Annotated in this window: 18 protein-coding genes; 1 reads left to right on the forward strand and 17 read right to left on the reverse strand. The window is 64.1% G+C overall.

What is annotated here, in order from left to right:
• Window positions 1-205: 205 nt before the first annotated feature.
• The 12 genes from ACXU4B_RS00930 to ACXU4B_RS00985 form a co-directional block, all read right to left on the reverse strand.
• Window positions 206-3301 (reverse strand): efflux RND transporter permease subunit, encoded by a 3096-nt coding sequence (locus ACXU4B_RS00930; RefSeq protein WP_131406878.1) that lies wholly within the window; start codon window positions 3299-3301, stop codon window positions 206-208.
• A complete protein-coding gene (locus tag ACXU4B_RS00935; RefSeq protein ID WP_458910870.1) occupies window positions 3298-4365 on the reverse strand; it encodes an efflux RND transporter periplasmic adaptor subunit in 1068 nt (355 codons plus the stop codon). Before ACXU4B_RS00935 ends, ACXU4B_RS00930 begins: the two co-directional genes overlap by 4 nt.
• Before the next feature lie 70 nt (window positions 4366-4435).
• Window positions 4436-5953 carry an efflux transporter outer membrane subunit gene (locus ACXU4B_RS00940; protein WP_131406882.1) on the reverse strand — a complete coding sequence of 506 codons (1518 nt, stop codon included), beginning with the start codon at window positions 5951-5953 and terminating at the stop codon, window positions 4436-4438.
• A gap of 99 nt (window positions 5954-6052) precedes the next feature.
• A complete protein-coding gene (locus tag ACXU4B_RS00945; RefSeq protein ID WP_131406884.1) occupies window positions 6053-6268 on the reverse strand; it encodes a hypothetical protein in 216 nt (71 codons plus the stop codon).
• A gap of 182 nt (window positions 6269-6450) precedes the next feature.
• A complete protein-coding gene (locus ACXU4B_RS00950) occupies window positions 6451-9348 on the reverse strand; it encodes an AAA family ATPase (RefSeq protein ID WP_131406886.1) in 2898 nt (965 codons plus the stop codon).
• A 285-nt stretch (window positions 9349-9633) separates the two neighbouring features.
• Window positions 9634-9933: a hypothetical protein gene (locus tag ACXU4B_RS00955; protein ID WP_131406888.1), complete on the reverse strand. Its 300-nt coding sequence runs from the start codon at window positions 9931-9933 to the stop codon at window positions 9634-9636.
• A 1-nt stretch (window position 9934) separates the two neighbouring features.
• Complete coding sequence (locus ACXU4B_RS00960; protein WP_131406890.1) at window positions 9935-10618, reverse strand: nucleotidyltransferase family protein; 684 nt, start codon at window positions 10616-10618, stop codon at window positions 9935-9937.
• Between the two features lie 52 nt (window positions 10619-10670).
• Window positions 10671-12359: a bifunctional 3-(3-hydroxy-phenyl)propionate/3-hydroxycinnamic acid hydroxylase gene (locus ACXU4B_RS00965; protein WP_131406892.1), complete on the reverse strand. Its 1689-nt coding sequence runs from the start codon at window positions 12357-12359 to the stop codon at window positions 10671-10673.
• Window positions 12356-14281, reverse strand: coding sequence for an acyl-CoA synthetase (locus tag ACXU4B_RS00970; RefSeq protein WP_131406894.1), 1926 nt, complete (start codon window positions 14279-14281; stop codon window positions 12356-12358). The genes ACXU4B_RS00965 and ACXU4B_RS00970 overlap by 4 nt, the downstream gene beginning before the upstream one ends.
• A gap of 17 nt (window positions 14282-14298) precedes the next feature.
• The gene (locus ACXU4B_RS00975; RefSeq protein ID WP_131406896.1) at window positions 14299-15264 is read right to left on the reverse strand and encodes a fumarylacetoacetate hydrolase family protein; all 966 of its coding nucleotides are present in this window, start codon (window positions 15262-15264) and stop codon (window positions 14299-14301) included.
• A gap of 12 nt (window positions 15265-15276) precedes the next feature.
• The gene (locus ACXU4B_RS00980; protein ID WP_458910822.1) at window positions 15277-16401 is read right to left on the reverse strand and encodes a VOC family protein; all 1125 of its coding nucleotides are present in this window, start codon (window positions 16399-16401) and stop codon (window positions 15277-15279) included.
• Window positions 16402-16429: 28 nt separating this feature from the next.
• Window positions 16430-17611 (reverse strand): OmpP1/FadL family transporter, encoded by a 1182-nt coding sequence (locus ACXU4B_RS00985; RefSeq protein WP_131406900.1) that lies wholly within the window; start codon window positions 17609-17611, stop codon window positions 16430-16432.
• A 137-nt stretch (window positions 17612-17748) separates the two neighbouring features.
• Here ACXU4B_RS00985 and ACXU4B_RS00990 point away from each other — a divergent pair, with 137 nt between their 5' ends.
• Entirely contained in the window at window positions 17749-18630 is an 882-nt protein-coding gene (locus ACXU4B_RS00990) for a TetR/AcrR family transcriptional regulator (RefSeq protein WP_205746488.1), read from the forward strand.
• A gap of 284 nt (window positions 18631-18914) precedes the next feature.
• Here the strand turns inward: ACXU4B_RS00990 and ACXU4B_RS00995 are convergent, their stop codons facing one another.
• The 5 genes from ACXU4B_RS00995 to ACXU4B_RS01015 all read right to left on the reverse strand — a co-directional run bounded on the left by ACXU4B_RS00995 (window position 18915) and on the right by ACXU4B_RS01015 (window position 24795).
• Window positions 18915-19934, reverse strand: a complete 1020-nt coding sequence (locus ACXU4B_RS00995) for a GlxA family transcriptional regulator (protein ID WP_131406902.1) — start codon at window positions 19932-19934, stop codon at window positions 18915-18917.
• A 348-nt stretch (window positions 19935-20282) separates the two neighbouring features.
• Window positions 20283-21695 carry an efflux transporter outer membrane subunit gene (locus ACXU4B_RS01000; RefSeq protein ID WP_131406904.1) on the reverse strand — a complete coding sequence of 471 codons (1413 nt, stop codon included), beginning with the start codon at window positions 21693-21695 and terminating at the stop codon, window positions 20283-20285.
• Window positions 21692-22573, reverse strand: a complete 882-nt coding sequence (locus tag ACXU4B_RS01005; protein ID WP_131406906.1) for an efflux RND transporter periplasmic adaptor subunit — start codon at window positions 22571-22573, stop codon at window positions 21692-21694. Before ACXU4B_RS01005 ends, ACXU4B_RS01000 begins: the two co-directional genes overlap by 4 nt.
• A 27-nt stretch (window positions 22574-22600) precedes the next feature.
• Window positions 22601-22801, reverse strand: a complete 201-nt coding sequence (locus ACXU4B_RS01010) for a DUF1656 domain-containing protein (protein WP_131406909.1) — start codon at window positions 22799-22801, stop codon at window positions 22601-22603.
• Entirely contained in the window at window positions 22798-24795 is a 1998-nt protein-coding gene (locus ACXU4B_RS01015; RefSeq protein ID WP_131406912.1) for an FUSC family protein, read from the reverse strand. Before ACXU4B_RS01015 ends, ACXU4B_RS01010 begins: the two co-directional genes overlap by 4 nt.
• Window positions 24796-25116 lie beyond the last annotated feature (321 nt).

Genomic DNA, 25116 nt, shown 5'->3' on the forward strand with positions numbered 1-25116 from the left:
GGGATCGCGAATTTTCCGACGAGCTATGCGGTGATGTGAAGGCGGGGTGGCAAGTGCGGTTAGGGCGCACGTACGCGCGCCCTAACCGATCCTTCGTTGGTAACGCCGAAGCCAACTTCCGCGGCCTCATCAAAGTTGGAAACATCTCCATCCAGACTTCCGGCTGACCGACCGTTTGTTCATGACCAGAACCCTTCGGTATGGGTCAGGGTGTGGTCGCGACCAAGGCCGGGAGCGGTGCAGGCGCGTCTTCGGTCTGGCGGCGAACCTTGAACCATGCTGCGTACAGCGCCGGGACGAAGAAGATCGTCAGCAGCGTCGCCACGGTGAGGCCACCCATGATGGCGATCGCCATCGGGCCCCAGAACACGCTGCGCGTGAGCGGGATCATCGCGAGCACGGTGGCCAGCGCCGTCAGCACGACCGGGCGGGTTCGGTGGATGGCGGCATCCAGCACCGCGTTCCAGGGATCCCGGCCCTCGGCGATCTCGGTCTGCACCTGGTCGATCAGGATTACCGAGTTGCGCATGATCATGCCGCCAAGCGCGATGATGCCAAGGATAGCAACGAAGCCGAGGGGCGCCTGGAATACCAGCAGTGCAGGCACCACACCAATCATTCCGAGCGGCGCCGTGAGCATCACCATCCCCATGCGGGAGAAGTTCTGCAGCTGCAGCATCAGCAGCAGCATGATGCTCAAGCCCATCAGGGGCGCCACTGCCATCAGTGCACCGTTGGCCTTGTTGCTCTCTTCGACTGCGCCACCGACGTCGATGCGATAGCCCGAAGGAAGCTTCGCCTCGATGTCCTTCAGCATTGGCACGATCTGCTGCGTCACCGAGACGGCCTGCTCGCCGTCCAGCACATCGGCCCGCACGGTGATCGCCATGTCACGGTTGCGACGCCACAGCACCGGTTCCTCCAGCTTGTAGCTGACCTTTGCGACCTGCGACAGCGGCAGCACGGTACCCTGGCGGGTATAGAGATTGATGTCCTGCAGCGTGTCGAGATTCAACCGCTCCTCGGGCACCGCACGGGCCACGATGTCAATCAGGTCCTCGTGTTCGCGCAGCTGCGAAAGGGTCGCGCCGTTCATCACGGTTTGCGTGACCAGCGATACGTCGGCCGGCGACAGGCCGAGCGCGCGTGCCTTGTCCTCATCCAGGTCCACCTTCAGTGCGCGTACCGGGTCATTCCAGTCGAACTGGACGTCGCGCACCTTGGGGCTGGAGGCCACCACGTGCTCCACTTCGCGGGCGATCCGGCGCACGACCTGCGTATCGGGGCCGACGACGCGGAACTGCACCGGGAAGCCGACCGGCGGGCCAAGCTCCAGCCTGGTCACCCGCACCCAGGCTTGCGGGAACTGCGGGTCTGCCGCGGCCATGAGCCGCAAGCGCACCTTTTCGCGCGTTTCCAGGTTCCTGGTCATCACCACGAACTGGGCATAACCGGGGTTGGGTAGCTCGGGATTGAGCGCCAGATAGAAGCGGGGCGCACCGGCACCGATGTACGAGGTATAGAACTCGACATCCTTGTCTTTCGCCAACACCGCTTCCATTTTCTTCACTTGCGCGGTGGTTGCCTCGAACGAGGCGCCTTCCTTCATGCGCAGGTCGATGACCAGCTCCGGTCGATCGCTGTTGGGGAAGAACTGCTGCGGCACCAGCTTCACGCACACCAGCGCCAACGCCAGCCCGATCGCCGTCGCGCCGATCACCACCCAGCGTCGCTCGATGGCCCGATCGATCAGGCCGCGCAGCTTGCGATAGAACCTGCTGTCGTACGGGTCGCTGTGGTGAGCGTGCTGGCCCAGGTCCTTGGGCAGCAACTTGACCGCGAGGTACGGCGTGAACAGGCCGGAACAAACCCACGACAGCAGCACCGCGGTGCCGACGATCCAGAAGATGCCGCCCGCGTATTCGCCGGAGGTGGACTTGGACATGCCAATGGGCAGGAAGCCGGCCGTGGTGATCAGCGCGCCGGTCAGGCGGGGCATCGCGGTGGTCGAGTAGGAGTAGCCGGCGGCCTTCACGCGGTCCCATCCGCTCTCCATCTTCACCACCATCATCTCGATGGCGATGATCGCATCATCGACCAACAGGCCCAGTGCGATGATCAGCGAGCCAAGCGAGATGCGCTCGAGGTTCCAGCCCATCGCCAGCATCACGATGGCGACGCCGCCGAGCACCAGTGGCACCGATGCCGCAACGACCAGGCCCGTGCGCCAGCCCAGGCTTACCAGGCTCACCGCGATCACGATGGCCAGTGCCTCCATCAGCGAGCGTTCGAAGTCCCACACCGCGTCTTTCACCACGGTAGGCTGGTCAACCACTTGCTGCAGCTCTACACCGTACGGCAGCTCGGACTGGATCTTGTCGACGGCCTGTTCCATCGCCTTGCCGAGCTGGACGACATTGCCGTCGCTGGTCATCGAGATCCCGAGCATCAGCACCGGGTGGCCGTCGTAGCGGACGGTGTAGGTGGATGGGTCCTCCAGGCCGCGCTTGACCGTCGCGATGTCGCCGAGCTTGATCTGCCGGCCACCGGCCGAGATGGGCACGTTGCGGATGTCGTCCAGGTTATTGAACTGACCGCTCATCCGCACCACGACACGGTCGCTGCGGGTATCGATCGAGCCGGCCGGCAGAAGCTCATTCTGGCTGTGCACGGCTTCGGCAATCGCCGCCGGCGTGATGCCGAGCGCGGCCAGGCGCTCGTGCGAAAACTCGATGTACACGCGCTTGGCCTGCTTGCCGATGACGTCCACCTTCTTGACCATCGGCACCTGCAGCATCTGGCGCTTGATCGTCTCGGCCGTGTCCGACAGCTCGTCCTGGCCGATGCCGTCGCCCTTGATGGCGTACATCAGGCCATAGACGTCGCCGTACTCGTCGTTGACGACCGGCCCGATGACGCCTTTGGGCAGGTCCAGGCTGATATCCTGGAGCTTCTTGCGGGCCTGATACCAGGCCTCACGCTGATCCGCCTTGGAGGTACCACCTTTCACCGTGATCGTCATGCCGCCATAGCCCTGGCGGGCGAAGGTCACCACCTTTTCGAAGTGGTCGAGCTGCTCGAATTTCTTCTCCATCGGGTTGAGCACTTCGTTTTGCATCTGCTCGGCCGTGGCGCCTGGCCACATGACCATCGCCGTCATCGAGGGCACGGAGAAGTTCGGATCCTCGAGCTGGCCCAGCCTGGTGAAGCTGATGACACCAGCCACTGCCAGGACGAGGATCAGGAAGAGTACGACTGCGCGATGACTCAGCGCCCAGTCGGTGAGGTTGAAGTTTTTCATCGCGCAGCCACCGTGTTCGGTTCAGCTGCAGGAGCGGCGGACAGTGCGACCTGCAAGCCGGGCGCCATCTTCTGCACTCCCGCGGTAACGACCAGGTCGCCGGCCGGCGGTCCGGAAACCAGCACGTCGTCGTTTTGATAGCCCTGCACGGTCACGCGCACGAGCGCAACGGTGCCCAACGGCTGCTTGCCGTTGGGCTTGACCACCCACACCGCAGGCTTGCCGCCGTCCTGCGTGAGCGCCGTCGCAGGGATGGTCGCCGTGAGCGTCCCCGACATCACGCGATCGGCCAGCAGCGTGGCGGTTGCGCCCAGTGGCAGGCCCCGGGCTTCAAGCGGCTTCAGTCGGGCACGGTACGTGCGCGTCTGCGCTGCCGCCTGCGGCGCCAGTTCCCTCAGCGTGACGTCGAAGATCTCATTGGGTGCGCTGGCCAGCGACGCCTTGAAATGCGCCGCCTTGAAGGTCGCGAACTGATCTTCAGGCACATCGGCGACGATCTCGGCCGCCTCGGGGTCGGCGATCGAGACCACCGGTTGCCCCTCGGGGACGACCTGCCCGACTTCGAATGCCACGGAGGTCACCAGGCCGCTGCGGGACGCGCGCAACACGGTGTACCTGGACCGGTTTTGCGCAAGCTCCAGGTTCTTCCGGGCGGCCTCGGCGTTTGCCCGCGCCTGCCGCGCGCTGCTTTGCGCACGCTCATCGTCCGAGCTGCTGACCGAGCCGTCCGTCTTCAGCGCAGTCAAGCGCTGCTGGTCCGAATCAGCCAGGCGAGCCTGCGTCGTCGCGGCGGCCAAGGCCTGTCGTGCCGCCTCTTCTGCCAGCCGGTAGTCGTTGTCGTCGAGCACGGCGAGCTCGTCGCCCTCGTGCACGAACTGGCCGACATCCACCTTGCGCTGGGCGACCTTGCCGGCGACCCGGAAGGCCTGGTTCACCTCGTAGCGTGACTGCACGGTGCCGACGTAACGGTGGGCCTGGCGGGCGTTGTCGTAGCGGAGCTCGACGGTGCGAACGGGACGGGGCGCCTGCGCCGGCGGTTTGTGCGAACTGCAGGCGGAGAGCATCACGGTGATGGCCAGCGCGCCGGCCGCGGTAAGTGGGTTCTTCAAGGTGGTTCCCTCTGGGGGCGAAGGGTTATCGGGAATGCGGCGGACGGTTGGCGCCGGTGGTGGCGGAGCCGGCGACGGAGGGTTCGAAAACCTGCCAGCCTCCACCCAGCGCCTTGTAGAGCTGCACGCTGTCGAGCAGCAGTTGGGTGTGACTGTTGTTGGCACTCAGGCGCACCGCGAGGCGGGCGCGCTGCGCATCCAGCAGAGGCAGCAGGTCGATCTGTCCGCGGTCATAGAGCGATTGCGCACGACTCAGCGCCGCTTCGGCAGAAGTGGCGGCGGTATTCAGGGACTCTGCACGCTGCTTTTCAGCCGAAAGCGCGACCAGCGAGTTCTCCACGTCTTCAAGCGCGCGCACGATGCCGTCTTCGGCGCGAAGCAGCGCCTCGCTCTGGCCAGCCTTGGCGATGTCGTTGATTGCCTGGGTGCGTCCCGCGTTGAATATAGGCATGGCGAGCAGGCCCGCCACGTTGGTGAAGCGGGCGGCGCCGAGACCGACGCCGTTCATGGTCAGATTCTGCTGACCGAACGACGCGCCGAGAAAGAGCCGCGGGAACCATTCGGCCCTGGCCTGTTGGCGGCGCGCATTCGCCGCGTCGAGCTGGGCCATCAGCGCGAGTACGTCAGGGCGGCGCTCCAGCAGCTCGGCGGGCTGTCCGGGCTGTATGTCCGGCACGATCACGTCGCCCTGCCAGGGCTCGATGCGATCGGCGTTGAACGCCTGGTCGCCGATCAGCACCGCGATGCGGTGCCGCGATACCGCCGCCACCGTTTCCAGTGGCGGAATCTGGGCGCGCGCCGATTCGGCGTCGGTGCGTGCGCGTTCCACGTCGAACTGCGTCGCCAGACCCACGCGGTAACGCGCCTCGACCAGGCGCAGCGTCCCGTCATAGGCGGCCGAAATCGCCCTCAAGGTATCGAGCTGTCGAAGCGCGCCGACCAGGGTGAAGTAGTTGCTGGCGACGTCGGACATCACCATCAGGCGCACGCCGCGCACGTTGTCGCCAGCAGCCATGGCATCGGCATCGGACGCCGCCGCGCCCGCACGCAAGCGGCCGCTGAGATCGACCTCCCACGAGACGTCCAGCCCCGCGCCGGAGCCCTTGGCATCCGGCAGGGCCTGCTTGATGGCATCGCTGTAGCCGGTTTCATGCTTGAGACCCCCGCCGACGGCGTTGACGCTGGGGTACAGGAAAGACCGGCTGACCGTTTGTCCGGCGTGCGCGGCATTCAGGCGCTCGGCGGCGATCTTGATGTCGCGGTTCTCCTGCGCGGCGCGGCGAACCAGGTCGGACAACACCGGATCGTGGAAGGTCTCCCACCAGGTGGATTCGGGCTCGATGCCGGAAGCATCGGCCGCAGCGAACGAGGAAGGCACGTCTACCTTTGGGTGATAGACCGGTGCAGTGCAGCCGGAAAGAACCAGTGCGATCGACGCGGCCAGCGTTGCCGCGACGACCTTGCCGGCCAACCGACCGGCACGGTGCGAGGTTTTCTGTCCGGCACGGCCGGACGGGGAAGAGTCGGATGGAAGTCGCGGCATGGGGATGGACTTGTGTGAAATCGAGGGTGCGACCAGCGTAGGGCGCGGCCCAGGCGAAGTCGTAAGCGTTGTGTCGCCGTTCGGTCGGCGCTGTGACCCTCACGGGTCCGTGGCGTCCGCTGCGCCCTCGCCGACCGCCGAGGTGAGATCGAAGACAATCGACTCCAGCAGGTCTTCGGCGGACGAGAATTCGCGCTGGCATCCAGTGACGAGGTTTTCCAGGCGGCCGACGAGGGCCCCGGGCGTGGCGTCGCCACGCAGCTTCAGCACGTACGCACGGCGGTTCGGGTACTTGGATTCGGGGTTGAGAACCATCGCAGACCTGTAGATGAAATGACCTGCGTTAAAGCCTAGGTCGGCACGGCGTCCAGGTCGTCAGCGAACCGTCGTGATTCGGTCGCGAGTGCGCCCGAAAACAACCCGGGCCGAATGGCGACCGGTTGCTTACGATCCGAGCGTGAGGGCAAGAGGCGAGCGCTCGGCTCCGCGTGACACTGTCAGGCGGGCTTCGCCCTTTCTATCAGCGAACGCGCCCTGCCCACCAGGGCCGTATCGGCAGCCTCGGGCAGCCTGCCGACCAGCGTGCGCATGGCGCCGCGCTCCTCGGCCGTCGCTGCGTGGTGTTCGCACAACTCGACCAGGGCAAGCAATTCAAACCAGGACGCCTCCTGTAAGCGCGCCTCCTCGATGGCGCGCCGTGCGGAAACAGCGCCGGCATCGGCCTGGCCATGTGCCCATGCAATCGCCGCCTCGAGCAACAACAACTGGGGCAGGTACACGCGCTCGGCCAGCTCCTGCGCGACCTGCAGGGCTGCGGTGAGCTCGGCCTGTGCAGCATCGATGTCACCGGCCAGCAGCAGGGCTTGCGCCGCATACCCAAGCACCTCGCTGGCGCCAGAGCACATTCCGGACCGGGCGTTCTCTTCGTAGGCCTCCCGGATCCGGCGATAACCTCCGCGCGGATCTCGCTGCCAGGCGTCCGCCCAGCCGCGGAACCACTGGCACGCCGTTCGGCCCTGCCCAAGGGAGAACTCGTCGACCAGTGCCTGCATTTCGTCGGCCAGCGTTGCGACGCGCCCGGCATCGCCCAGGCGAACCTCGAGCAGTGCTTCCAGCCAGTTGGCTACCAAACGCGTCATCGGCTGCCGCAGCTCGACTGCGCGCGCCTGCGCCCTCTGCACTTGCGTGCGTGCCTGCCGGACCAGGCCGCAACGCACCAGCTCGATAGCCAGCGTCCCCAACAGGGTGACCTGGGGATCGGCAACGAAGATCTCCTTCGCCGCGAAGTCCAATGACTCGGCGTAGGCGAGTCCACGCTCGATCCACGAGCGCGCCGCATGCGACTGGCCCTGCAGATGATGCACTTCGCTGTGCACGATGCAGGCGGCCAGCATGAGCGTCGGATCGTCGGCCCCGGACGAGAGTGTTTCGGCACGCTCCGCCACCGCCAGCGCCCGTGCATAGTCGCCGTGGAGGCTCAGCAGATAGCCGAATCCGTGCAGCAGGCGTCCACGCATCGGGTGCTCGGGGGCATTCGCCAGCAGCGTGTACGCACGTTCGAACGCGTTCCTGGCCTTGGTGCCGACGCCAAGCGAGTGGAAGGCCGCCACGCCCTGCAGGGTTTCCAGGGTGATCTCGAGCGCGTCCCGCTGCGGCCCCTCCGGCGCCTGTTGCAACACGGCCAACGCGCGCTCCGTGAGCCCTATGCAGGCGGCCGGACTGAAGTGCAGGAGTGCAGCTTCCGCCGCTTCGGCGTAATAGGACAGGGCGGTCATCGGCTGCCGCCCGCGGTCGAAGTGCATTGCCAGCTCCGTCGCGGCGACCGGCACACCCGTCGAGCGTTCGTGCTCGAGGGCAACGCCGACCTGGCGGTGCAGGCGGGTGCGCACCGAGGACGGCGTACGCTCGTACAGCACCTGGCGGAAGAGGGCATGCCGGAACGCGTAGGGCAGATCGGCCGCCTCGTCACTGCCTACAGTAAGCGACTGCTTGAGCCACATCTGTTCGCGCACCAGCTCCTCGCAAGCGTGGGCCACCGAAGTCATGTCGCGCTCAAGGGTCAGCGAAACAGTCTCGATGCGGAACTCGACGCCGCATACGGCTGCCGCCGAGAGCAGGGCGCGCTGCTCCTGCCCGAGCCTGGCAATGTAGTGGTCGATGATGGCAGCCAGGTTCTCGGGGACCGCCACTTCGGTCAACCGCGCCTCGATCGTGGCCTCGTCGCTGGTGCGGTCCATCACTTCGCTGATGACCGAGGACACGAACAGGGGCACGCCGTCGGTGCGCTCGTGCAGGGCGCGCACGAAGGCTTCGTCGCGCGCGAGCAAGCCCGAACGCTGCGCAACATAATCGGCGACCTCGGTCTCCGAGAAGGGGTCGAGCACCACTTCCTCGCACAGGCGGTGCAGGCGCAGTTCGTGCCGTAACGAATTGAGCGGGTGATCGAGCGCCACCACCTCGGTCACGCGGAAGCTGGCCAGCCACATCAGCCGCGCATGGCCGCGTCGCCGGGCGATGTAGTCGATGAGCTGGATGGTCGCCCGATCGCTCCAGTGCAGGTCTTCCGTGACCAGCAGCAGCGGCCGCTGTTCCGTATAGCGATCCAGCAGCTCGCCCATCTCCCGCAGCATGCGGTCCGGGCCGACGCCAACGAGTTCGCGCCGCAACGCGTCGCGTTCCTCCGAGGTGCTCAGCCATGGCAGCTGCAGCAGCCAGGTCGGTGCCACGGCGCGCAGCAGCGACGGCAGCGCGGCGTCACCGCGGCACAGATCGGCCAGGGCCTCCAGTACCGGCAGGTACGGCTCGCCCGTGCCGTAATGCTCTACGCAATGGCCACGCGCGCAGGCCACGCCGTCAACGCTGGCCACGAACTGCTCGATCAGCGTCGTCTTGCCGATTCCGGGTTCGCCGGCGATCCAGACCAGGGCGCGCCGGCCGTCGCCCGCCAGCGCCCACGCCCGTTGCAACCTTGCCAGTGCGCCGGCGCGACCGATGAACGGTGCCGACGGTCGCGCGCCCGCCGCCGATATCATGACGGGTGCGGGCAACGTCGCCGTCGCGGGATGCAGCGTGGCAATGAAGCGATAGCCGCGTCGCGGCACGGTTTCGATGTAGCGGGGTTGCTGAGCACTGTCACCCAGCGCCGTGCGCAGGTCGCTGATGGCCGTCTTCAGTACCGAGTCGCTGACGAAGCGGTGCCCCCACACCGTATCAAGCAGGGCATCCTTCGTCAGCAGCGCCCCCGGCTGACTTGCGAGTGCACACAACAGTGTGAAGGGCGTGGGCGCCAGCGCTACCGACTCGCCATTGCGCGACAGGCTGGCATTGGCTTCGTCGAGCTCGAACTCGGCGAACCGGATCCGGGTCGGGTTCGGATAAGTGTGTGGACGCGTCACGCTTATCTCCTACGCTCTGGTAACAATTATAGCTTTGCGCTGCGACATCTGATCAGCGTGGCCGTTGCCAAACAGTGACGCGCGAGGCTTCCTGGTCCTGCCGGCATTCGGAGATCGAATCCGTTCGCGTCCGCGCCGACAACATGAGGTGAGGCTGATGACGGTTCCCATGACGGAGTGGCAAACGCCACCAATCTCCGCCCCCGCTTTCGTAGGCTGCGGGGCGAAGACGGGCATCTCATTGAGGGAAGTCGGGAAAGGCACCCTCGCCCGGCTGGCTGCGTGTCACCCAGCCTCAAAAGGCTCGGCAGAAGGCGACGCTACCTTGCCGTGGGTTCCGGGGGCGATCCCGGGCGTCGAGGGAACCAGCGCCTGGGCCGACTTGAAGTAGCGAGCATGCGTCTTGCGCAGAGCATCCTCATTGGCGGCCTCCATAATGACGACCTCCCGCTTGGCCACTTCACGACGCAAGCGCAGCTCCAATTGCAGTCGCGCATCATGCGCATGGTCGTGCTGCTCATTGGCGTAAGTGGTCATGCTGACGATCTCGCCACGTAACCGGTCATATTCGATCAGGAACAGCATTTTATTCTCGATGCAAGTCCGCAAGCTTGCTTGCGACTTCCGCTATGGCGACTGCAAACAGTTGATGCTGCCCAGTGCCATCAAGCTCGATCTGCTCGACGAAATGGGCGACGTTCGAAAGTGCGCGGAGGATGGCTCTCGGGCCCTCCGGACCTCCGCCGTACTTCAGTGCCGGGTCGATCGTATCGGCGAGCTTTTCCGCATACTCGGCCCAGACATGCTGCGGCTCGGTCCTGACTTGCACTTCCACGGCCTTGTCGTCGATGCAAACGATTACGTGTACAGCACGGTAACCGTGGCTCGGTTTGTCGCGCCGATCGACCACCGTGCTTCCGGGAAACAGTCTCATCAGGTCCGCCACGATCGCGTCTTGCCGGCGGCGATCTTCCACGATCAGCCTGCATCCGGCGATGTCCTGCATTTGGCTCAGTCGAATGGATGACCGGTGGAGTTTGTCGCGAATCGCGTTTGTCGATTTGGCCGGGCGTCCGGTCGGTGCCAGGCGCAAGTCTTCCCGAATCGCTCTCACGGTGTGTTCGTAAGCGAACGCATGCGAGCGTCTGAACCGATCGAGCAGAAGCAGGTCTTCATCGGAGTAGTCATCTACCCGCAAGCGGCCGCCGAGCTGGTCGACCTTCGTGGTACCTGGGCTCGGAGAATCGCCCCTCTGCAGTTCTTGTTGCATGTAGCTCAAAGCCTTGTCGAAGCAAACCGGACGCAAGCATAGGCGGGCCTGATTATCGTGTGGTCAGCAAATCGTCGCCGTTGTGTAAGGAGGTTTTGCAATTTCCGGGAACCGGAAGAATCAACTCCTGCAGGTCCGCCGGCTCCAGCATCTGCAAGGCCTGTCTCAATAGCGACTCGACCGCCGCCACCGGCCCCTCGGCCATGACGCAGCGATCGGGACGGACGATGGCCACCCAGCCCACCGGTACGAGCCGCGGCAGCACGCTTTCGTCCAGAGCCTCCAGGCGCCGATCGGCCGGTGCCAGATGCTGCGCCTGGCCGCGGTGGCACCACTGCCACACGCGGCCGCCGAGACGACTCCAGCGGCTGAGCAGCACGGGAGCCAGATGTCGAGCCGGGTCCACGCCGAAGCCGATGAGAGACCATTGCAACCCGAGGACATCGTCGCTGAGCTGAGGCGCTGTCCCTTTGCCGAAGCGCACCCAGCCTTGCGGTAGCATCGATCCGGCCAGGAGCTTGCGCGCGTGGCGGTCGCGCCAGAAGAGCCCTTCGTCGAAGAGCTGCGGCGGCTTGATCTTCATGTCGTCGAAGGCGGCACGACCGGCGGGCAGGAACCGCAGCGCGCGGATCAGCCCGTGGACGGCGAAGGCTACAAGCCGGTTGCGTGGCATGACCAGCATGCCGAGGAAACGAGCAAGGTTGATGATCTTGCGCGCATGCGGGCGGCGCTCCAGGTCGTAGCTTTCCAGTACCCGCGCATCGACCTCACCGCGCGTCACACCCGCGAGTTTCCATGCCAGGTTCGCCGCATCGCGCAATCCGGCGACGAGGCCCTGGCCGGCGAAGGGCGGGGTAACGTGCGCCGCGTCTCCTGCGAGGAAGCAGCGGCCCTTGGAGAAGCGCCGTGCCTCGCGGGCGTGGAAGCGATAGACCGCGGTGCGCTCGATGCGAATCTCGTCCGCCTTGCACCACGGTGCGAGCAATGCACGTACACGCTCCGGCCGTTCCATCTCGCTGGCCTGCTCGCCCGGATGGAGCATGAACTCCCAGCGCTGCCGGCCACCTGGTGCACACATGCGCGGCGTGGGTCGGCGCGGGTCGCAGATGAACTCGACATGGTCAATCGGACTGGGCACGTCCAGCGCGTCGACGATCAACCAGTCCTGGGCGAAGGTGCGCCCCTCGAAGTCCAGGCCCAGCGCATGACGCACCAGCGAGCTGGCACCGTCCGCGCCGACCAGGTACGTGGCCCGGACCTGGCGCCGCGTGCCACTACTATCCCTGAGGGTGGCTTGCACGCAACCACCTTCGTCGACCAGGCCCTCGAGCACTACGCCGAGCCGAACCTCGACGCAGGGATGCGCGGCGAGCTTGCGGCGCAGTGCGGCTTCCAGCTCCGGTTGGTGAAAGGTCACCAGCATCGGATGGCCATCGATAATGCTGGCGGTGTTGATGCGCGCAAAGCAACCGAACAGGGGCGAGCGGTATTTCACCTGGGGGACCGCCACCGTCGCGAAGTCGTCTTCGCCCAGGCCGACCAGCTGCAGGATGCGCAACGCCTCGTTGTCGAGCGCGATGGCGCGCGGCTTGTCGAACACCTCGGTGGCGCGGTCGATCGCCAGCACCCGCACGCCGTAGCGGCCGAGCAGGTTGGCCAGTGCGGCGCCGACCGGCCCGAGCCCTACCAGCAGGACGTCGACGTCAGGACGGGTGTCTGAAAGTGTGGACCGGGTGTTCATGCCGTCTTCCTCCGCCACTGCGCCGACACTGGATAGCGGCCGGCCAGCGCGCATGCTGCCGACCGCAGTGCCTCCGGTCCGGTCAGATCCACGCTGGTTCCCCCGCCGCCAGCAAGCAGGCAGTTGGCCTGAACCTCATCCAGTCCCTCAGCGTCGAGCGCCTCACGCAATACCCGGGCAACCGCCATCATGCGCAGTTGTGGCTTGGACACCTTGCCCACGGTGGTGAGCGGAAGGGCTGGCAGTACCTCGATGCGCACGGGTACCGCCGCACGCTCCGGAATGCGAGCCCGGGCATGGCCCAAAAGCTCCGCCACGCTCACTTGCGAATCGGCGCGCAGCATCACATAGGCCACCGGCAATTCACCGGCGTGCTGATCCGGCTGCCCGATAGCCGCCGCCAGCGCCACGGCGGGATGCGCGGTCAGCGCGTCCTCGATCAACAGCGGGTCGATGTTGTGACCGCCGCGGATGATCAGATCCTTCGCGCGGCCGCACAGGACCAGGTAGCCATCGTCATCCCAGCGGCCGAGGTCGCCGGTGTTGAACCAACCGCCCTTGATCCAGATGCCCTGGTTGTCGCTCTCGCGAAGATAGCCCGGGAACAGATTGGGACCGCGCAGACCGATCACGCCTGGACTTCCGGGCTCCGCCAGCTCCGTGCCGGGCTTGCCATCGGCACCCAGCGCGAACAGTCGGATTTCCTGATAGGGCAGGCGTCGGCCCACGGTACCGAGCTTGCGCTGGCCCTGGGGCGGGTTGACGGTGGAAACGCAGCTGCCCTCGGTGAGGCCATAACCCTCGTGCAGGCGCGCGCCGGTGATGCGCTCGAAGTCCAGCGCCACCTGGCGCGGCAGCGCCGCGGCGCCGCATAGCACGTGACGCAGCGTTGGCACGCCACCTTCAGGCCAAGGCTTTTCCAGCAGGCTGGACAGTACGGTGGGTACGGCCGAGAAAGTAGTGGCGCCGAAGCGGCGTGCGATCTTCCAGAACTCGTCCAGCACGCCCGGAGCGCGGTAGCCGCCAGGAGTGAGCAGCACCACCTGCGCGCCGCGATGGAAGGCGCCCAGCCCGGTGACCAGTGCACCGTTCACGTGGAACAGCGGCAGCCCGGAGAGCACCACGTCCTCACGGTCGTCGATCCACTGCATGGTGCAGGCCATGAAGGCCTCATTGAGGTGACTGTGCACGGCCACCTTGGGATAGCCGGTCGTGCCGCCGGTATGGAAGTAGGCGCAAGCGGCGTCTTCGTCGAATGCATGATCGAAGGTCAGCCAGTCCGCGACGGCCGTGGCGAGCACCGAATGGAAATCGAGAACGCGCACGCCGCCGCGCGCGGGCATGCGGCCGCGTGGAGCGCTTGCCACCGACTGCCCCAGAGCCACGCCAAGGTCCACCTGCAGCACGGTGTGCACCGTCTCCACGCGCTCGGCGACCTGCACCGCCTTGTCCCAGATATCGGAACCGGGCGCCGGGCCCAGGGCAACGAGCACTTCGGCCTTCGTCTCCTCGCAGATGCGCGCGATGTAAGTCGCATCGAGCATCGGGTTGATCGGGCTGGCGATGGCGGCCGCCTGGGCCCCCCAGAGCGCCAGGTGGCTCTCGATGAGGTTTGGCAGCAGTAGCGTCACGGCCGCCATCGGGGATGTGACGCACGCATGCAGCGCGTTCGCCGCCTGGTGCACGCCCTGGAGCAGCGCCCGGTAGGTCAGGTCGCGCGTAGGCGCTTCTGCACTGCCAGCGAGCAACAGACGCAGGGCCACTCGCCCGGCATGGTGCTCGCAGGCCTCGCGCAGCAGGTCATAGGTCGTGGTGGCGGGTACGCGTGCCCGCCAGGGGGTGCGTTCGAAGCGCTCGATGTCGGCGAGCGTGGCGATAGCGTTCTGGGCCTGGGGTGTATCGGCCATCGGGTCGGTGGGCATGATGGGGAATTCCGGTGTCAGGGCGCGACGATGGCGGTGGTCTGCACGCCGAGGTCGATCACGCCGTCGTCCGTGCGGATGGAGGCATGGATGAAGTCGCCCGGCTGAAGGTAAGCCGGGTTGCCCGCGCTCTTGCGCTTGAACAGTTGCCACTTGGTGGCATCACTCATGAAGTGGCGCATCACGAACATGGCGGCCTTGCCTGGCGCGCGGGCGGCGCAACCGGCGGGTGTCCCTGTAGCGATCAGGTCGCCGGCGTGCAGGTCCTGCAAGCCGCTGAGTTCAGTGAGAGTGGCTGCCGGCCCGTGAATCATGTCCGCGCAATAGGCATCCTGGCGCTGCTGGCCATTCACCCCCAGTCGCATGTGCAACTCCGGCCAGCGTTTCCATTCGTCTGCGCTGAGCAGCACCAGTCCCGGCCCCACGGGGCCGAAGCCGCGATAGCTCTTGCCCTTGTAGAACTGGCCCTGCGGCAGCTGTATGTCGCGGGCCGACAGGTCGTTGACGATGGTCACGCCGGCGACCCAATGCTCCAGCTCGTCCGGCTGCACCACGGTGTCTGGCGGCAGATCGCGTCGCAATACCAGGCCGAGTTCGATCTCGTAGTCGAGCAGCTGCACATGCGGCGGGCGCACCACCGGCGCATCGGCCGCGGTGATGCAGGACGATGCCTTGGTAAAAAGCGTGTTGAATGGAAAGTCCTCGACGCGCAGCCCCGACTCGACGACATGACTGCGGTAGTTCACGCCCTGGCAGATGAACTGCTGGTTCGCGGTGACTGGCGCGAGCAACCGCACGACCGCGATCGGCAGCGTTGCATCAGCATCGTCGATGCTCCAGAGCGTGTCCCAGTGGTGTGCAAGCAGTTCACCGGTGGTGTTCGCCTGCAGGGACAGGGGGGCGATGCGGGAGCCAAACTGCACGCCCCATTGGGGCGTGAGGGACGTCTCGTATTCGAAGAAGCGGACAATAGTGCGGGGCATAAGAACGGGGTCTCAGAGCCAGGGACGGGCAGGTGCGTCGAGTGCCGAGCCAAGAAGCTTCAGACGCTCGGGAGTGAGAGCGCGGCGGCGTAGCAGCCGCAGCACGCGTAGCAGGGTGCGCAGATCCTTGCGCGGCTTCATCGAGTTCGGGGCGTCGGCGCCCCAGGCCCAGATGCCACCAAACGTGAGGGGCGAGTACTCGGTCTCGTGGTCGGCAGTGAAAACGTCGCCATCCGTGTAGTGCTCGTGCTCGAAGCCATCAGGGTCGCGCCAGTAATCGAACAGCTGGCTGCCCAGCAGGTGCCGGCCGATGCCCCACAAGTGCGAGTGACCGGCCGCGCGCAGCACTTGCTGGCCCTGGCCGAGGGCGTCGAGGTCGATCACCTCGTAGGCACTGTGTTCGTACTTCTCCTCCAGGCCGCCCACCAGGACCAGCGTATGGTGATCGGCTGGCTCGGCGCCCAGGTCGAGGCGGCAGAAGGCCAGGTTCGGGCTGCCGTCCGGCAGGTACTGCACGTCGGTCGGGATCAGGCCGAGTACCCGCAAATACCACTCGGCCATTCCCGCGAAATCCAGTGTCTGCAGCACCATGTGCCCGAGCTTGGCCACCTGGGCCGGCTCGATGGGAGTCCGCACCGTGCGATTGATGCGCGGCGTGTGTCGGACGGTGTTGACCGTTCCCGCCGTTGACGCTCGCAATGGCAGCGGCTCGACACGCGCCTGGCCCTGTAGCAGCCAGATGCTGCGGCCGCTGGGGTCGCGAAGCGTGACGCCCCGACCCCCGCCCGGGATCGCCTCGGACGGAAGCAAGGTGGCGCCGAAGTCTTCGACGTACGCCGCCAGATCGGTATCGTCGGACATGCGGAACGCCGGCCCGATGAAGCGGTTTGCCGGACCCTGCTCCGCCACTGCGATGCACGGAGCCGTGCCGGCCCCCCGCGCAACGAGGCGTTGCGGAGTGGAGCTGATGATGTGGAAACCGAAGTCGCGCCAGAAGCGCTCGGTCGGCGCGAGCTGCTGTTTTTCCCAGCGCAGGAACGCGAGCTCAATGGCGCGCCCGGCGGCGCGCGGTCGCAGCAGGGGCTGTACCCCGTGCGGTAGCCGACTCTCGCGGCAGGACTCGGGCTGTCGCAACACTGCGTTAGTTTTTGCCATCGTGTGAACCTCAGAAGCCGTGCTGGTAACTCAGCATCAGCATTTGCACCTTGCTGGTTAGAGAAGTGCCTGTACTCGCGCCGCTGCCCTCAAGCGTGGTCCTGGGATTGAACTCGTAGCCGAGGTTGAGCAAGCTGGTCCGGTCGAGATGTCGGCTCAACCCGGCAGTAAAGGCTTGGTCGTGGATCGACGGGACCAACAGGTTCTGCACGGTGCGGTCGCTGCTGATCTGGCGCCGGCTGTGGCTGTAGCCCGCCCTGAGCGTCCAGGCGCCGTCGAGCGCCCAGGCGACGCCCAGTCGTTCGATTGGCTGATTGCGCCAACGAAACCCGTTGGGGTCCTTCATGGCCTTGATCTCGCCCCAGTTGACCTGCAGCCAGTCCGCCGCAAAGGTGAGCGTAGGCATTGCCTGCCAGGCCACGCCGACGCCATATTCGCTGGGCACGTCGAGATGGCCGTCGCTGTATGCCAGTACATCCTGCTCGTAGCCAGCGAGGCGGCTCATGTGCGTGCGGGACTTGAGGTTGAGACCGAGCGACAACTCGGACACGGGCTTCCACAGCAATCCTGTGCGCACGCCAACCCCGTTGGCCTGTTGTCGGCCATGGTCCGGTAGTGGCATCAGGCCGCCAGGCACCGGCGCCGGAACGATGACGCCCTGCGTCTCGAACCACTCGTGCGCAAGGTTGAGCGCCAGGCCGAACGCAAGGTTTTCGCGCGGCCGCCAGGCGACCGTCGGGATGAATTCGACCAGCGCGAGTGATTCCTTCGCGTTCGATGCGCCTGGCACCGGCAGCGCGGGCTGCTGGTAATCCGCCCCCGCGCCGCCGAAGTCGATGCTCATGCCCAGCGTCCAGTCCCGGGACGCATGCCAGTTCACGCCACCCTCGGGACCGGCCGTGGTGGTGGTGTTGTGTAACTCGTTGCCAGGGATCACGTACTGCGAAGACGAATTTCCGTGGAACACCTGCAGGCCGATGGCCGTGGAAGTGGGCACAAAGGCGAGGCCGGCCGGATTATTGGCGGCGGCTTCGGCGTCCAGCGGCAACGCGATCGCCGCGCCGCCCATCGCGGCATTGGCGGCCCCGTGTCCGCCCGGCTGGGCGCCGTTCACTGCCGCAGCCTGCTCGCAGGACGCAAACAGGCCCGCAGCGCACGCGACCCGAAACATTTGTTGAAACCTGGTCTTCATCTCGTTCTCCCCCTGAATCACAACACAGTCATAGTGACGATATTGTCACGATGACGAATGTGTCAACATTAGTAGAGGGTCAGAGCACGAGGCGAGCTGCAGCGCAGCAATGGCTGGGGCTGGGTCTGGGGCTGGAGATGTTCAATCCAATGGGGCAGCCAGCCGAGCATGCTCAGCGCAAACTGGCAGGCCGCGCATCAAGCCATCGGCTGTTGCGTGTCGCGCTGAGCCCGCCGGCGCAATTCAAGGCACAATCGGATCCCATGGAAAGCCAAGACCATCGACCTCGCGTAGCCGCCCAGCGGCGTAAGCGCATGCGATCGCTGCTGTTGAGCAGTACGCTCCAGCTGGTTGCCGAGAAAGGACCGTCGTCGACCTCTATCGATGACGTCATTGCCGCTGCAGGCGTCTCGCGCGGCACCTTCTACAAATACTTCCCATCACCCGAAGCATTGGTGCAGGAGTTGGCCCTCGAGGTGGCCAAGGATCTGGTGTTCCTCGCAGATCCGGTGGTGCGGCAGCGCGATGATCCGGCGGAGCGCGTGTCGTGCGGTATCCGCCTGGTCTGCCGCCTGGCGCTACACCACCCCGCAGCCGCTGCCTTCCTGGTGCGCCTGGGGTGGCCGGACACGCAGGGACCAAACCTGTTGCTCGACTTCGTGCGCCGCGACGTGGAGGAAGCGATGAAGCGGGGTCGCTTCCGGACGATACCGTTGCCGCTTGCACTCAATATGGTGTCGGGGGCTGTCATTGGTGCGATCCACTGCATGTTGAAGCCGGGATGCGAGCAGGACTTCGCCGAGATGACGGCTGCGGTCACGCTTCGAGCCTTGGGTGTTGCAGGCAAGACTGCCGATGCTCTCGCCTACAAGCCGCTGGCGTCGATCGATGCGTTTCCGCAGGGTCTGCTGTCGGTCACATCACCCGCTTCCGGTGGTGCCAGGCGAGGCAAGGCTGGCCCGCCAAACGGCAGGGGGCAAAACAAACCCCCAAGCGACAGGCGTGCGCGAACGGGGTGATCTTTCTCTACGGGGAAATGCATCACCTGCTGGCCGCCGCGGGGCTTGAGCGGGTTATCGCGGCTATCCAGTGGGCGCCGCAGAAGGCCTGCCCGGCACGTCCATTGGTGTCACGCCCACTGGGCAGGACACCAATGGACGTGCAGGTCTGGAAGCCAAAGTGCGTGCTGGAAGCACCACGTGAGAAGTCTGGCTTTGGCCACAAGTAGACGCAGCCGCGCTCCTGATCGGCCAGGATGTACTTCGCGATGGGTGTTTAGCGCGCGCTATCGCAGGTGATTTTGTCAACGAGAAAAGAAGTGCTTGCGATAATCGCTCGGTGACACTTTCAAGTGACGCTTGAACGCAACGCGCATACGATCTTCGGCGCCGAAGCCGCACTTGCGCGCTATTTCGGCAGTACTCGTCTGCGTTTGCTCCAACAGGCGCCGAGCGGCCTCCAGTCGAAACAGTTCCAAAGCTCGCGCCGGTGTTTGCCCCGTCTTTTCCTTGTAGCTTCGGGCGAAATTGCGGGGACTCATATGCGCGTGCTCGGCGAGGATGTCCACGTTAAGACGATAATCCCCAAGATGTTTTTCGATCCAGGCATGCAGTGGTGCGAAGACGCCCGCATCGCTGGTTTGCGTCCTGAGTAGCTCACTGAACTGCGCCTGCCCCCCAGGGCGATGCATGTAGAGCACTAGATGATGCGCGACTCGCATCGTAAGTGCGTGGCCATGGTCCTCCTGCACTAGGGCGAGCGAGAGATCGATACCAGCACTCACCCCGGCCGAACTCCAGACAGGCCCATCATGTACATAGATCGCATTGGTCTCGACTGCGACATCAGGGTAACGATGGGACAGGCTATCGCCAAACTTCCAGTGTGTTGTCGCTCGACGTCCGCAGAGCAGATCCGCTTCGGCAAGAAGGAACGCGCCGGTACACACCGACGCGACACGCCGTGCGCGGCGACCCGCGATGCGCAGCCATGACACCAATGCCTCGTCTTCCAGCGCGGGCAGCATGTTCCGCGCACCTGGCACAAAGATCGTGTCGATGTGAAGGTCATCTACCTCACGGGCGGGGCGAGTATTGATCCCCGTGGACTCTCTCGTCATCACCATGCCGCCGTCCAGGCTGACGGTCAGGCTCACGTACCCGGGCGATCCGCACTCATGAAGGAACTGGCTAGCTGACGTAAACACAGTCTGCGGCCCGGCGACATCCAATAGTCCCATCTCCGGGTACGCGAGGAAAACGACCACCCTCGGCGAATCGGCCGGGCCAGTGGCAGTCGGCAGATTTTCCTGGGTTTTTGTCATGTTGGATATTTTGCTCCAACCCCATCATGTTCTCCACTGATCCAACTTGGAGAGATCCGATGCGCAACGAATAGCACCCTCGTCGCAGCAATTTTTGAACGGTGCAAGCCTGGTCACCCTGCGTTCCAGTTTGTGCGATAGATCGGATTCCACACGAATACCATCGCCCCACGTGCGGAGACGGTAAGCCTGGCAAGCGAGCTGAGCGCGCACGGATACGTCGACCCGAGCGTCCAAACCTTGCGTTGGAGTTGTAGAAGATGGGCGGAGCGTTGCTAATATTAGGTACGGCGCCGTTCGGCAAGGGCATGCCTGACATGGTGTCGGGGCTGCACTTCCTGGGGGGAGCTATTCCTGCCATCCGCCACCGAGTGCCAGAAACATCTGCACTTGGTCTCCTGAGATCTTGGTCTGTTGCGCGGCGATCAGCTGTTCCAGGGACGTAAGTTGCCTGTCCGCATCAAGCACAGAAAGGTAATTCCCTCGCCCGAACGCATAGAGTGTGCGTGCGTCGCTCGAAGCTTTGGCCGCCGAGCTGCGAGCCATTTGAAGATCAGACATTCTATCCAGGTCATGCCCATACACCGCCAGCGCGCTCTGCACTTCGTCGAGCGCCACCAACACCTGAGCGTCAAAGCGGGCGAAGGCAGCATCAATCTGCGCCTGCGCCTCGGTTAGCTGGCCAAGAGCGCGGCGCCGATTGGGGAAGTGCCAAGAAATGAGCGGGCCAATCGAGAACTTATAGGTGTCGTCGTCATTGAAGTGGCCTAGCAAGCCCACTGACCCGCCTGAGGCGCCGAACGAGATCGAAGGATAGAGGTCCGCCTTGGCTACACCATATTGCGCGGTGGCTCGGTGCAACTGATGCTCCGCCAAGGCGATATCGGGCCGGCGTTTGATAAGCGACTGCCCATCACCCACGGGTATGACGCGGTCCAGCTTGGGCTCGTCGTTGCACGCCACGACCGCGGGTGGCAGGTTCCCGACTGGTTGGCCCGTCAAGACCGCCAAGCGATTCAAGGAGGTGCGTTTTGCGGCCTCCAGAGGGGGCAGGGAGGCTCGCAGCGACTGTTCTTGCGTAAATGACCGAGTCACATCCAACGATCCTGTTCGTCCGCCGGCAAACAATTTCCTCGTGAGTTGCGTTTCCTCCACCTGGATGGCGATCGCGCGCTGAGTGACGGTGGCCTCCCTCCCGGCTGAGCATACAGACAGGTAGGCAGCGACCGTTTCCGCCGCCACGGCAATGTGCGTAGCGGCCAAGGAGGCCTTGGCTGCTTCTACGGTTGCATCGGCGGACTCGATGGACCGCTTCACTCGCCCAAACAAGTCAACTTCATAAGAGACCGCCCCCAGCACGGCGTAGACCCTTTCGTTGGGCAAAGGGCCAGGGCGAAGTACTTCTTCGGCAGAATCGCGCGCGTAATTCGTGCTTGCCCCAACTTCGACTTGGGGGAGTTGCGCGTCTGAAGCCACGTCGAGACCGCCTGATGCACCTCGCAGGTTCGCCAGCGCGACGCGCATATCGGTATTGGAACGCAGTGATTCATCCACCAGATTATTCAGCAGAGGGTCGTTGTAGATCCTCCACCACGAGCCACTGATGGCCTCCTCTGAGCTATGGGGTACATCGGAATCCAACGGGCCGTTAGCGAGCGAACTATTGGCCAAGGCGTTCACTGGACGCGTGTAGTCGGGCGTGAGGGTACAGCCGCTGGTCGCGATACCCAAAACGATGGCAATGATGGGGGCGCGCCTCATGGGCGGGAATCCGCCTTGTCTGGAAGTACTTCCACAGTGGCTGTTCGACCCGAGATCAGAGCCGTGTCGCGGGGGAGCTGGTCCAACTTGATGCGCACTGGGATGCGTTGGGCCAGTCGGACCCAATTGAAGGTCGGATTTATGTTGGCGAGAAATCGCGCGCTACTGGCGCGATCACGATCTTCCACGCCGATCGCGATACTTTCGACATGGCCGGAAATAACGCGGTCATCCCCCATCAGCGAAATGCGTGCCTGGTCGCCCGGATGGATGCCTCGGAGCTTCGTTTCCTCGAAGTAGCCCTCGACGCGCAGGGAGTCTGTCGCCAGCACCGCGAACTCTGGGCGACCGGTTGTCGCGTAGTCACCAGGCTGTAGCTCGATGTTCGTAACGATGCCGCTGATCGGTGTCGTCACCACGCTTCGATCCAGGTTGAGTTCGGCTTCGTCGAGTACGGCCTGCGCCTGACTGCGGGCCGCCATCTCCTGGTCCAGCTTTGTTTGACTCTCCTCTCTGGCTTCGTCCGACACCAGGTTGCCCAGTCGTTGGTTTCGTCCGTTCTCCCGACGCGCGAGCAGGATCTCGGCATCAATTTGCTGGATCGCGGCAATCGCACGTGACCGGGCTATCTCGAAGCGGCGACGATCGATGGTGAAAAGTACGTCGCCCTTGGACACGAATTGGTTATCGTGCACATTAACGGTATCCACCAAACCCGATACATCCGGGGCTATGGTTGCCACATCGGCGCGGACGCGAGCATCCCGGGTCCAAGGGGTGCGCGTGTAGTATCGCCAGAGGTGAAAACTAACCGTGGCCGCCGCCGCAATGACTAGCAGCGTAAATAGCCGCCGAACGACCTGCTTATAGAAAGTCATAGGGCACGAAACTCCCTGCAATATTCGTCAGCGCGACAGCAGGCACGTCCAGCCACCCCACAGAAGCAGAAAGAAGCAGATGTCCATCAAACCAGGGTTAAGGAAAGCACCGTAGACGCCGATCCAGCCGAAGACCTTGCGCACAACGATCAGGCTCATGCCAGCGAAAACGGCACACTCGATCGCGCCATGGATGAATACGCCTTCGATGTTGAGTTCGGGCATCATGCGGCATCCCTGATCGATTGCTCCATCAAGGCCAATCCATTCCTGATGCCAGTGAGTGCCGTAATGGCACGTACCCGATTTGTCGCATCCTTCATCGACACCACTACAAGGCGAAGGTCATCGAGATCGCGTTCAAGCAGAAGGGTTTTAGGATGCTCCACATGACCTCGGATTCTTCGCCTCACGAACCGCGCGAGCCTCGTTCGAAACTCTGAAAGCCTGGCCCTATCCGCGCTCGCAAACTCACGGGAGGCGACTGCCAGCTCGCCAAGATTTACACCCAAACGCAGATCCCTCAGTCCGTTCAGCGCGGCCGAGGACTGCGGGGATGCCCTAGTTGCCAGCAATCCGACGCGATCCAGCATGCGCATGGCAAAATGGCGATATCTGATGCTCCCTCCCGCGGCCATGTCGGCAAGCTCTCGCCAGCCACGCCGAACGATCCGGTCGACCGCTGTAGAGGTCGCGACGATACGGACCGACTGAATCGTTGCGAGAGAGACAGTGATGCCGATGATCGAGGCGATCGACTGGTTCCAGAACGATTCAAAGTTTCCTGTGTAGTACGCCTGCAGGCTCATGATGGAGGTGGTGTTGATGAGCATGATGAGCCCGGTGACCATCGACTGTGGGGCGCTGATCCAGTATCCACAGATGAAGAGCAGGGGGAAAAGCACGCATGCGAGTTCCACAAATCCGTCGATGGCGGGCAAGATCCCGAAGACATAGACGAAGCCTATGGGGATGGCTGCAAAGGTCAATAACAGCGACTTTCTCAGTAGCGGCGTGGGATCATCGAATGTGGCATACAGGCAACTCACTACGGCAGTGATGCCGATGGCAATCGTTCCGGAGTTCCATTGGGTAGCGATCGCCAGATAGCCGCTAATCAGCACGGCCAGGGCTGCGGTGGCGCCGGACCACAAGGCGAACAGTGGATCGAAGTGCAGCTGAAATGCTTTCGCCTCCTTCATCAATCGCTTAACGGTTCGGCCAGGAGGCCGCTCCGGTTGACGAAACGCGTCGACCAGCACAAGGCAGTCGTACCATGCTTGAGCCAGCTCTCTTAGGCGCGCGAGTAGGCCGCATCGAGCCAGGTGACTCCACTCCGCATTCGACTCTTCTTCAATTAGCGTTGTGCAAGTCTGGCGGAAGCTTTCCCATCCGCTATCACCAATCTCACCGGATGCTATGCATCGCTCCAGGCCTGCAAGTAGGCCCTGGAGATCGCGATCAAGCGTTGCCCGTGTTGTAAGGAGCAGAGTACGGTCCTCTATCCCGTCAAGAAGAGGAAGCAGCGACGCGAGCCGCTCTGCGAGAGACTGGACGACACGCACTTGATTACGGCCATAGGGTGCTTCGTAGCCAAACGTGCTTGATACGATGGCTAGATCCGCTACCGCAGCAGCGTAGTGGGAGCGCTTGAGCTTGGACCCAGGGCCACCGCGGAGCGCATTCAGGCTCCAGGACGACGCATCAGTCAAACAAGCGCTTATTCTGCCGTCGATGACATCATGCGACCGTCGAGGGAAGAGTGCGCCATGAGCTGTCGCGGCGCAGATCACGCCTACCAGGATTTCCTCGGTGCGAGCAATGGCCGTGTCGAAGATATTCCCCGGCGTATCGATGATCGGAAAGCTAATGAGGATAGTCGTGTAACCCGCGAGCATCGCTATATAGCTGCGGGGCGTGCGATCGAGCAGGGAGACCGAGAGGCATACGCCTAGCCAAAGTGCCAGGCAGGCGATGAGGACCTCCGGTTCATTTACAAGATTTGGCAGCACAACCAGCGCCACCGCCAACCCCAAAACCGTGCCAGCCAGGCGGAAGATTGCCTTCGCCCACACGCCACCCTCGTGACCCGGCTGGCTTGTAAAAAAAACAGTCAACAGCGACCACCACGGGTTCGGAAGCTGAAAGCAGAAGGCGATGAAGAGAGCCGATAGGCCCGCCAGATAGCTATTGATGCCGAAGATCGTGCCTCGCGCGGTCATCGCTATTCACCGAATCGGTCGCCCGTTGAGCTTGTGGCGTACGGCGCCACGCATGCGGCCACCGGTGTGTCGACGATGAACATTGGAAGTCTGGCTGGTCATCATTCACTCCTTAAGACAAGTAGTGATGCCCTGTGTCTCCAGACTAGGGTGGAGTCGCGAGCGATATCTGACAAAGAGGCCGCGAATACTGCCAAACGGTGGCGGGCTGAAAGCGTGGCCGCCTCGTCCGGAAACGATTGGCTTTTGCGCATGGTGGTATTGGCCATGGGCCGACCACGCAAGTGACGAGACAAGATGCAATCAGTGCGCCGTACTCAA

Source organism: Dyella soli (assembly GCF_054482295.1).

Excerpts from the sequence above, each read along its gene's own strand:
- ACXU4B_RS00930 (WP_131406878.1), bottom strand. The coding sequence starts at position 3,301 with ATGAAAAACTTCAACCTCACCGACTGGGCGCTGAGTCATCGCGCAGTC.
- ACXU4B_RS00935 (WP_458910870.1), bottom strand. The coding sequence starts at position 4,365 with ATGCTCTCCGCCTGCAGTTCGCACAAACCGCCGGCGCAGGCGCCCCGT.
- ACXU4B_RS00940 (WP_131406882.1), bottom strand. The coding sequence starts at position 5,953 with ATGCCGCGACTTCCATCCGACTCTTCCCCGTCCGGCCGTGCCGGACAG.
- ACXU4B_RS00945 (WP_131406884.1), bottom strand. The coding sequence starts at position 6,268 with ATGGTTCTCAACCCCGAATCCAAGTACCCGAACCGCCGTGCGTACGTG.
- ACXU4B_RS00955 (WP_131406888.1), bottom strand. The coding sequence starts at position 9,933 with ATGCTGTTCCTGATCGAATATGACCGGTTACGTGGCGAGATCGTCAGC.
- ACXU4B_RS00960 (WP_131406890.1), bottom strand. The coding sequence starts at position 10,618 with ATGCAACAAGAACTGCAGAGGGGCGATTCTCCGAGCCCAGGTACCACG.
- ACXU4B_RS00965 (WP_131406892.1), bottom strand. The coding sequence starts at position 12,359 with ATGAACACCCGGTCCACACTTTCAGACACCCGTCCTGACGTCGACGTC.
- ACXU4B_RS00970 (WP_131406894.1), bottom strand. The coding sequence starts at position 14,281 with ATGCCCACCGACCCGATGGCCGATACACCCCAGGCCCAGAACGCTATC.
- ACXU4B_RS00975 (WP_131406896.1), bottom strand. The coding sequence starts at position 15,264 with ATGCCCCGCACTATTGTCCGCTTCTTCGAATACGAGACGTCCCTCACG.
- ACXU4B_RS00985 (WP_131406900.1), bottom strand. The coding sequence starts at position 17,611 with ATGAAGACCAGGTTTCAACAAATGTTTCGGGTCGCGTGCGCTGCGGGC.
- ACXU4B_RS00990 (WP_205746488.1), top strand. The coding sequence starts at position 17,749 with ATGTTCAATCCAATGGGGCAGCCAGCCGAGCATGCTCAGCGCAAACTG.
- ACXU4B_RS00995 (WP_131406902.1), bottom strand. The coding sequence starts at position 19,934 with ATGACAAAAACCCAGGAAAATCTGCCGACTGCCACTGGCCCGGCCGAT.
- ACXU4B_RS01000 (WP_131406904.1), bottom strand. The coding sequence starts at position 21,695 with ATGAGGCGCGCCCCCATCATTGCCATCGTTTTGGGTATCGCGACCAGC.
- ACXU4B_RS01005 (WP_131406906.1), bottom strand. The coding sequence starts at position 22,573 with ATGACTTTCTATAAGCAGGTCGTTCGGCGGCTATTTACGCTGCTAGTC.
- ACXU4B_RS01010 (WP_131406909.1), bottom strand. The coding sequence starts at position 22,801 with ATGATGCCCGAACTCAACATCGAAGGCGTATTCATCCATGGCGCGATC.
- ACXU4B_RS01015 (WP_131406912.1), bottom strand. The coding sequence starts at position 24,795 with ATGACCGCGCGAGGCACGATCTTCGGCATCAATAGCTATCTGGCGGGC.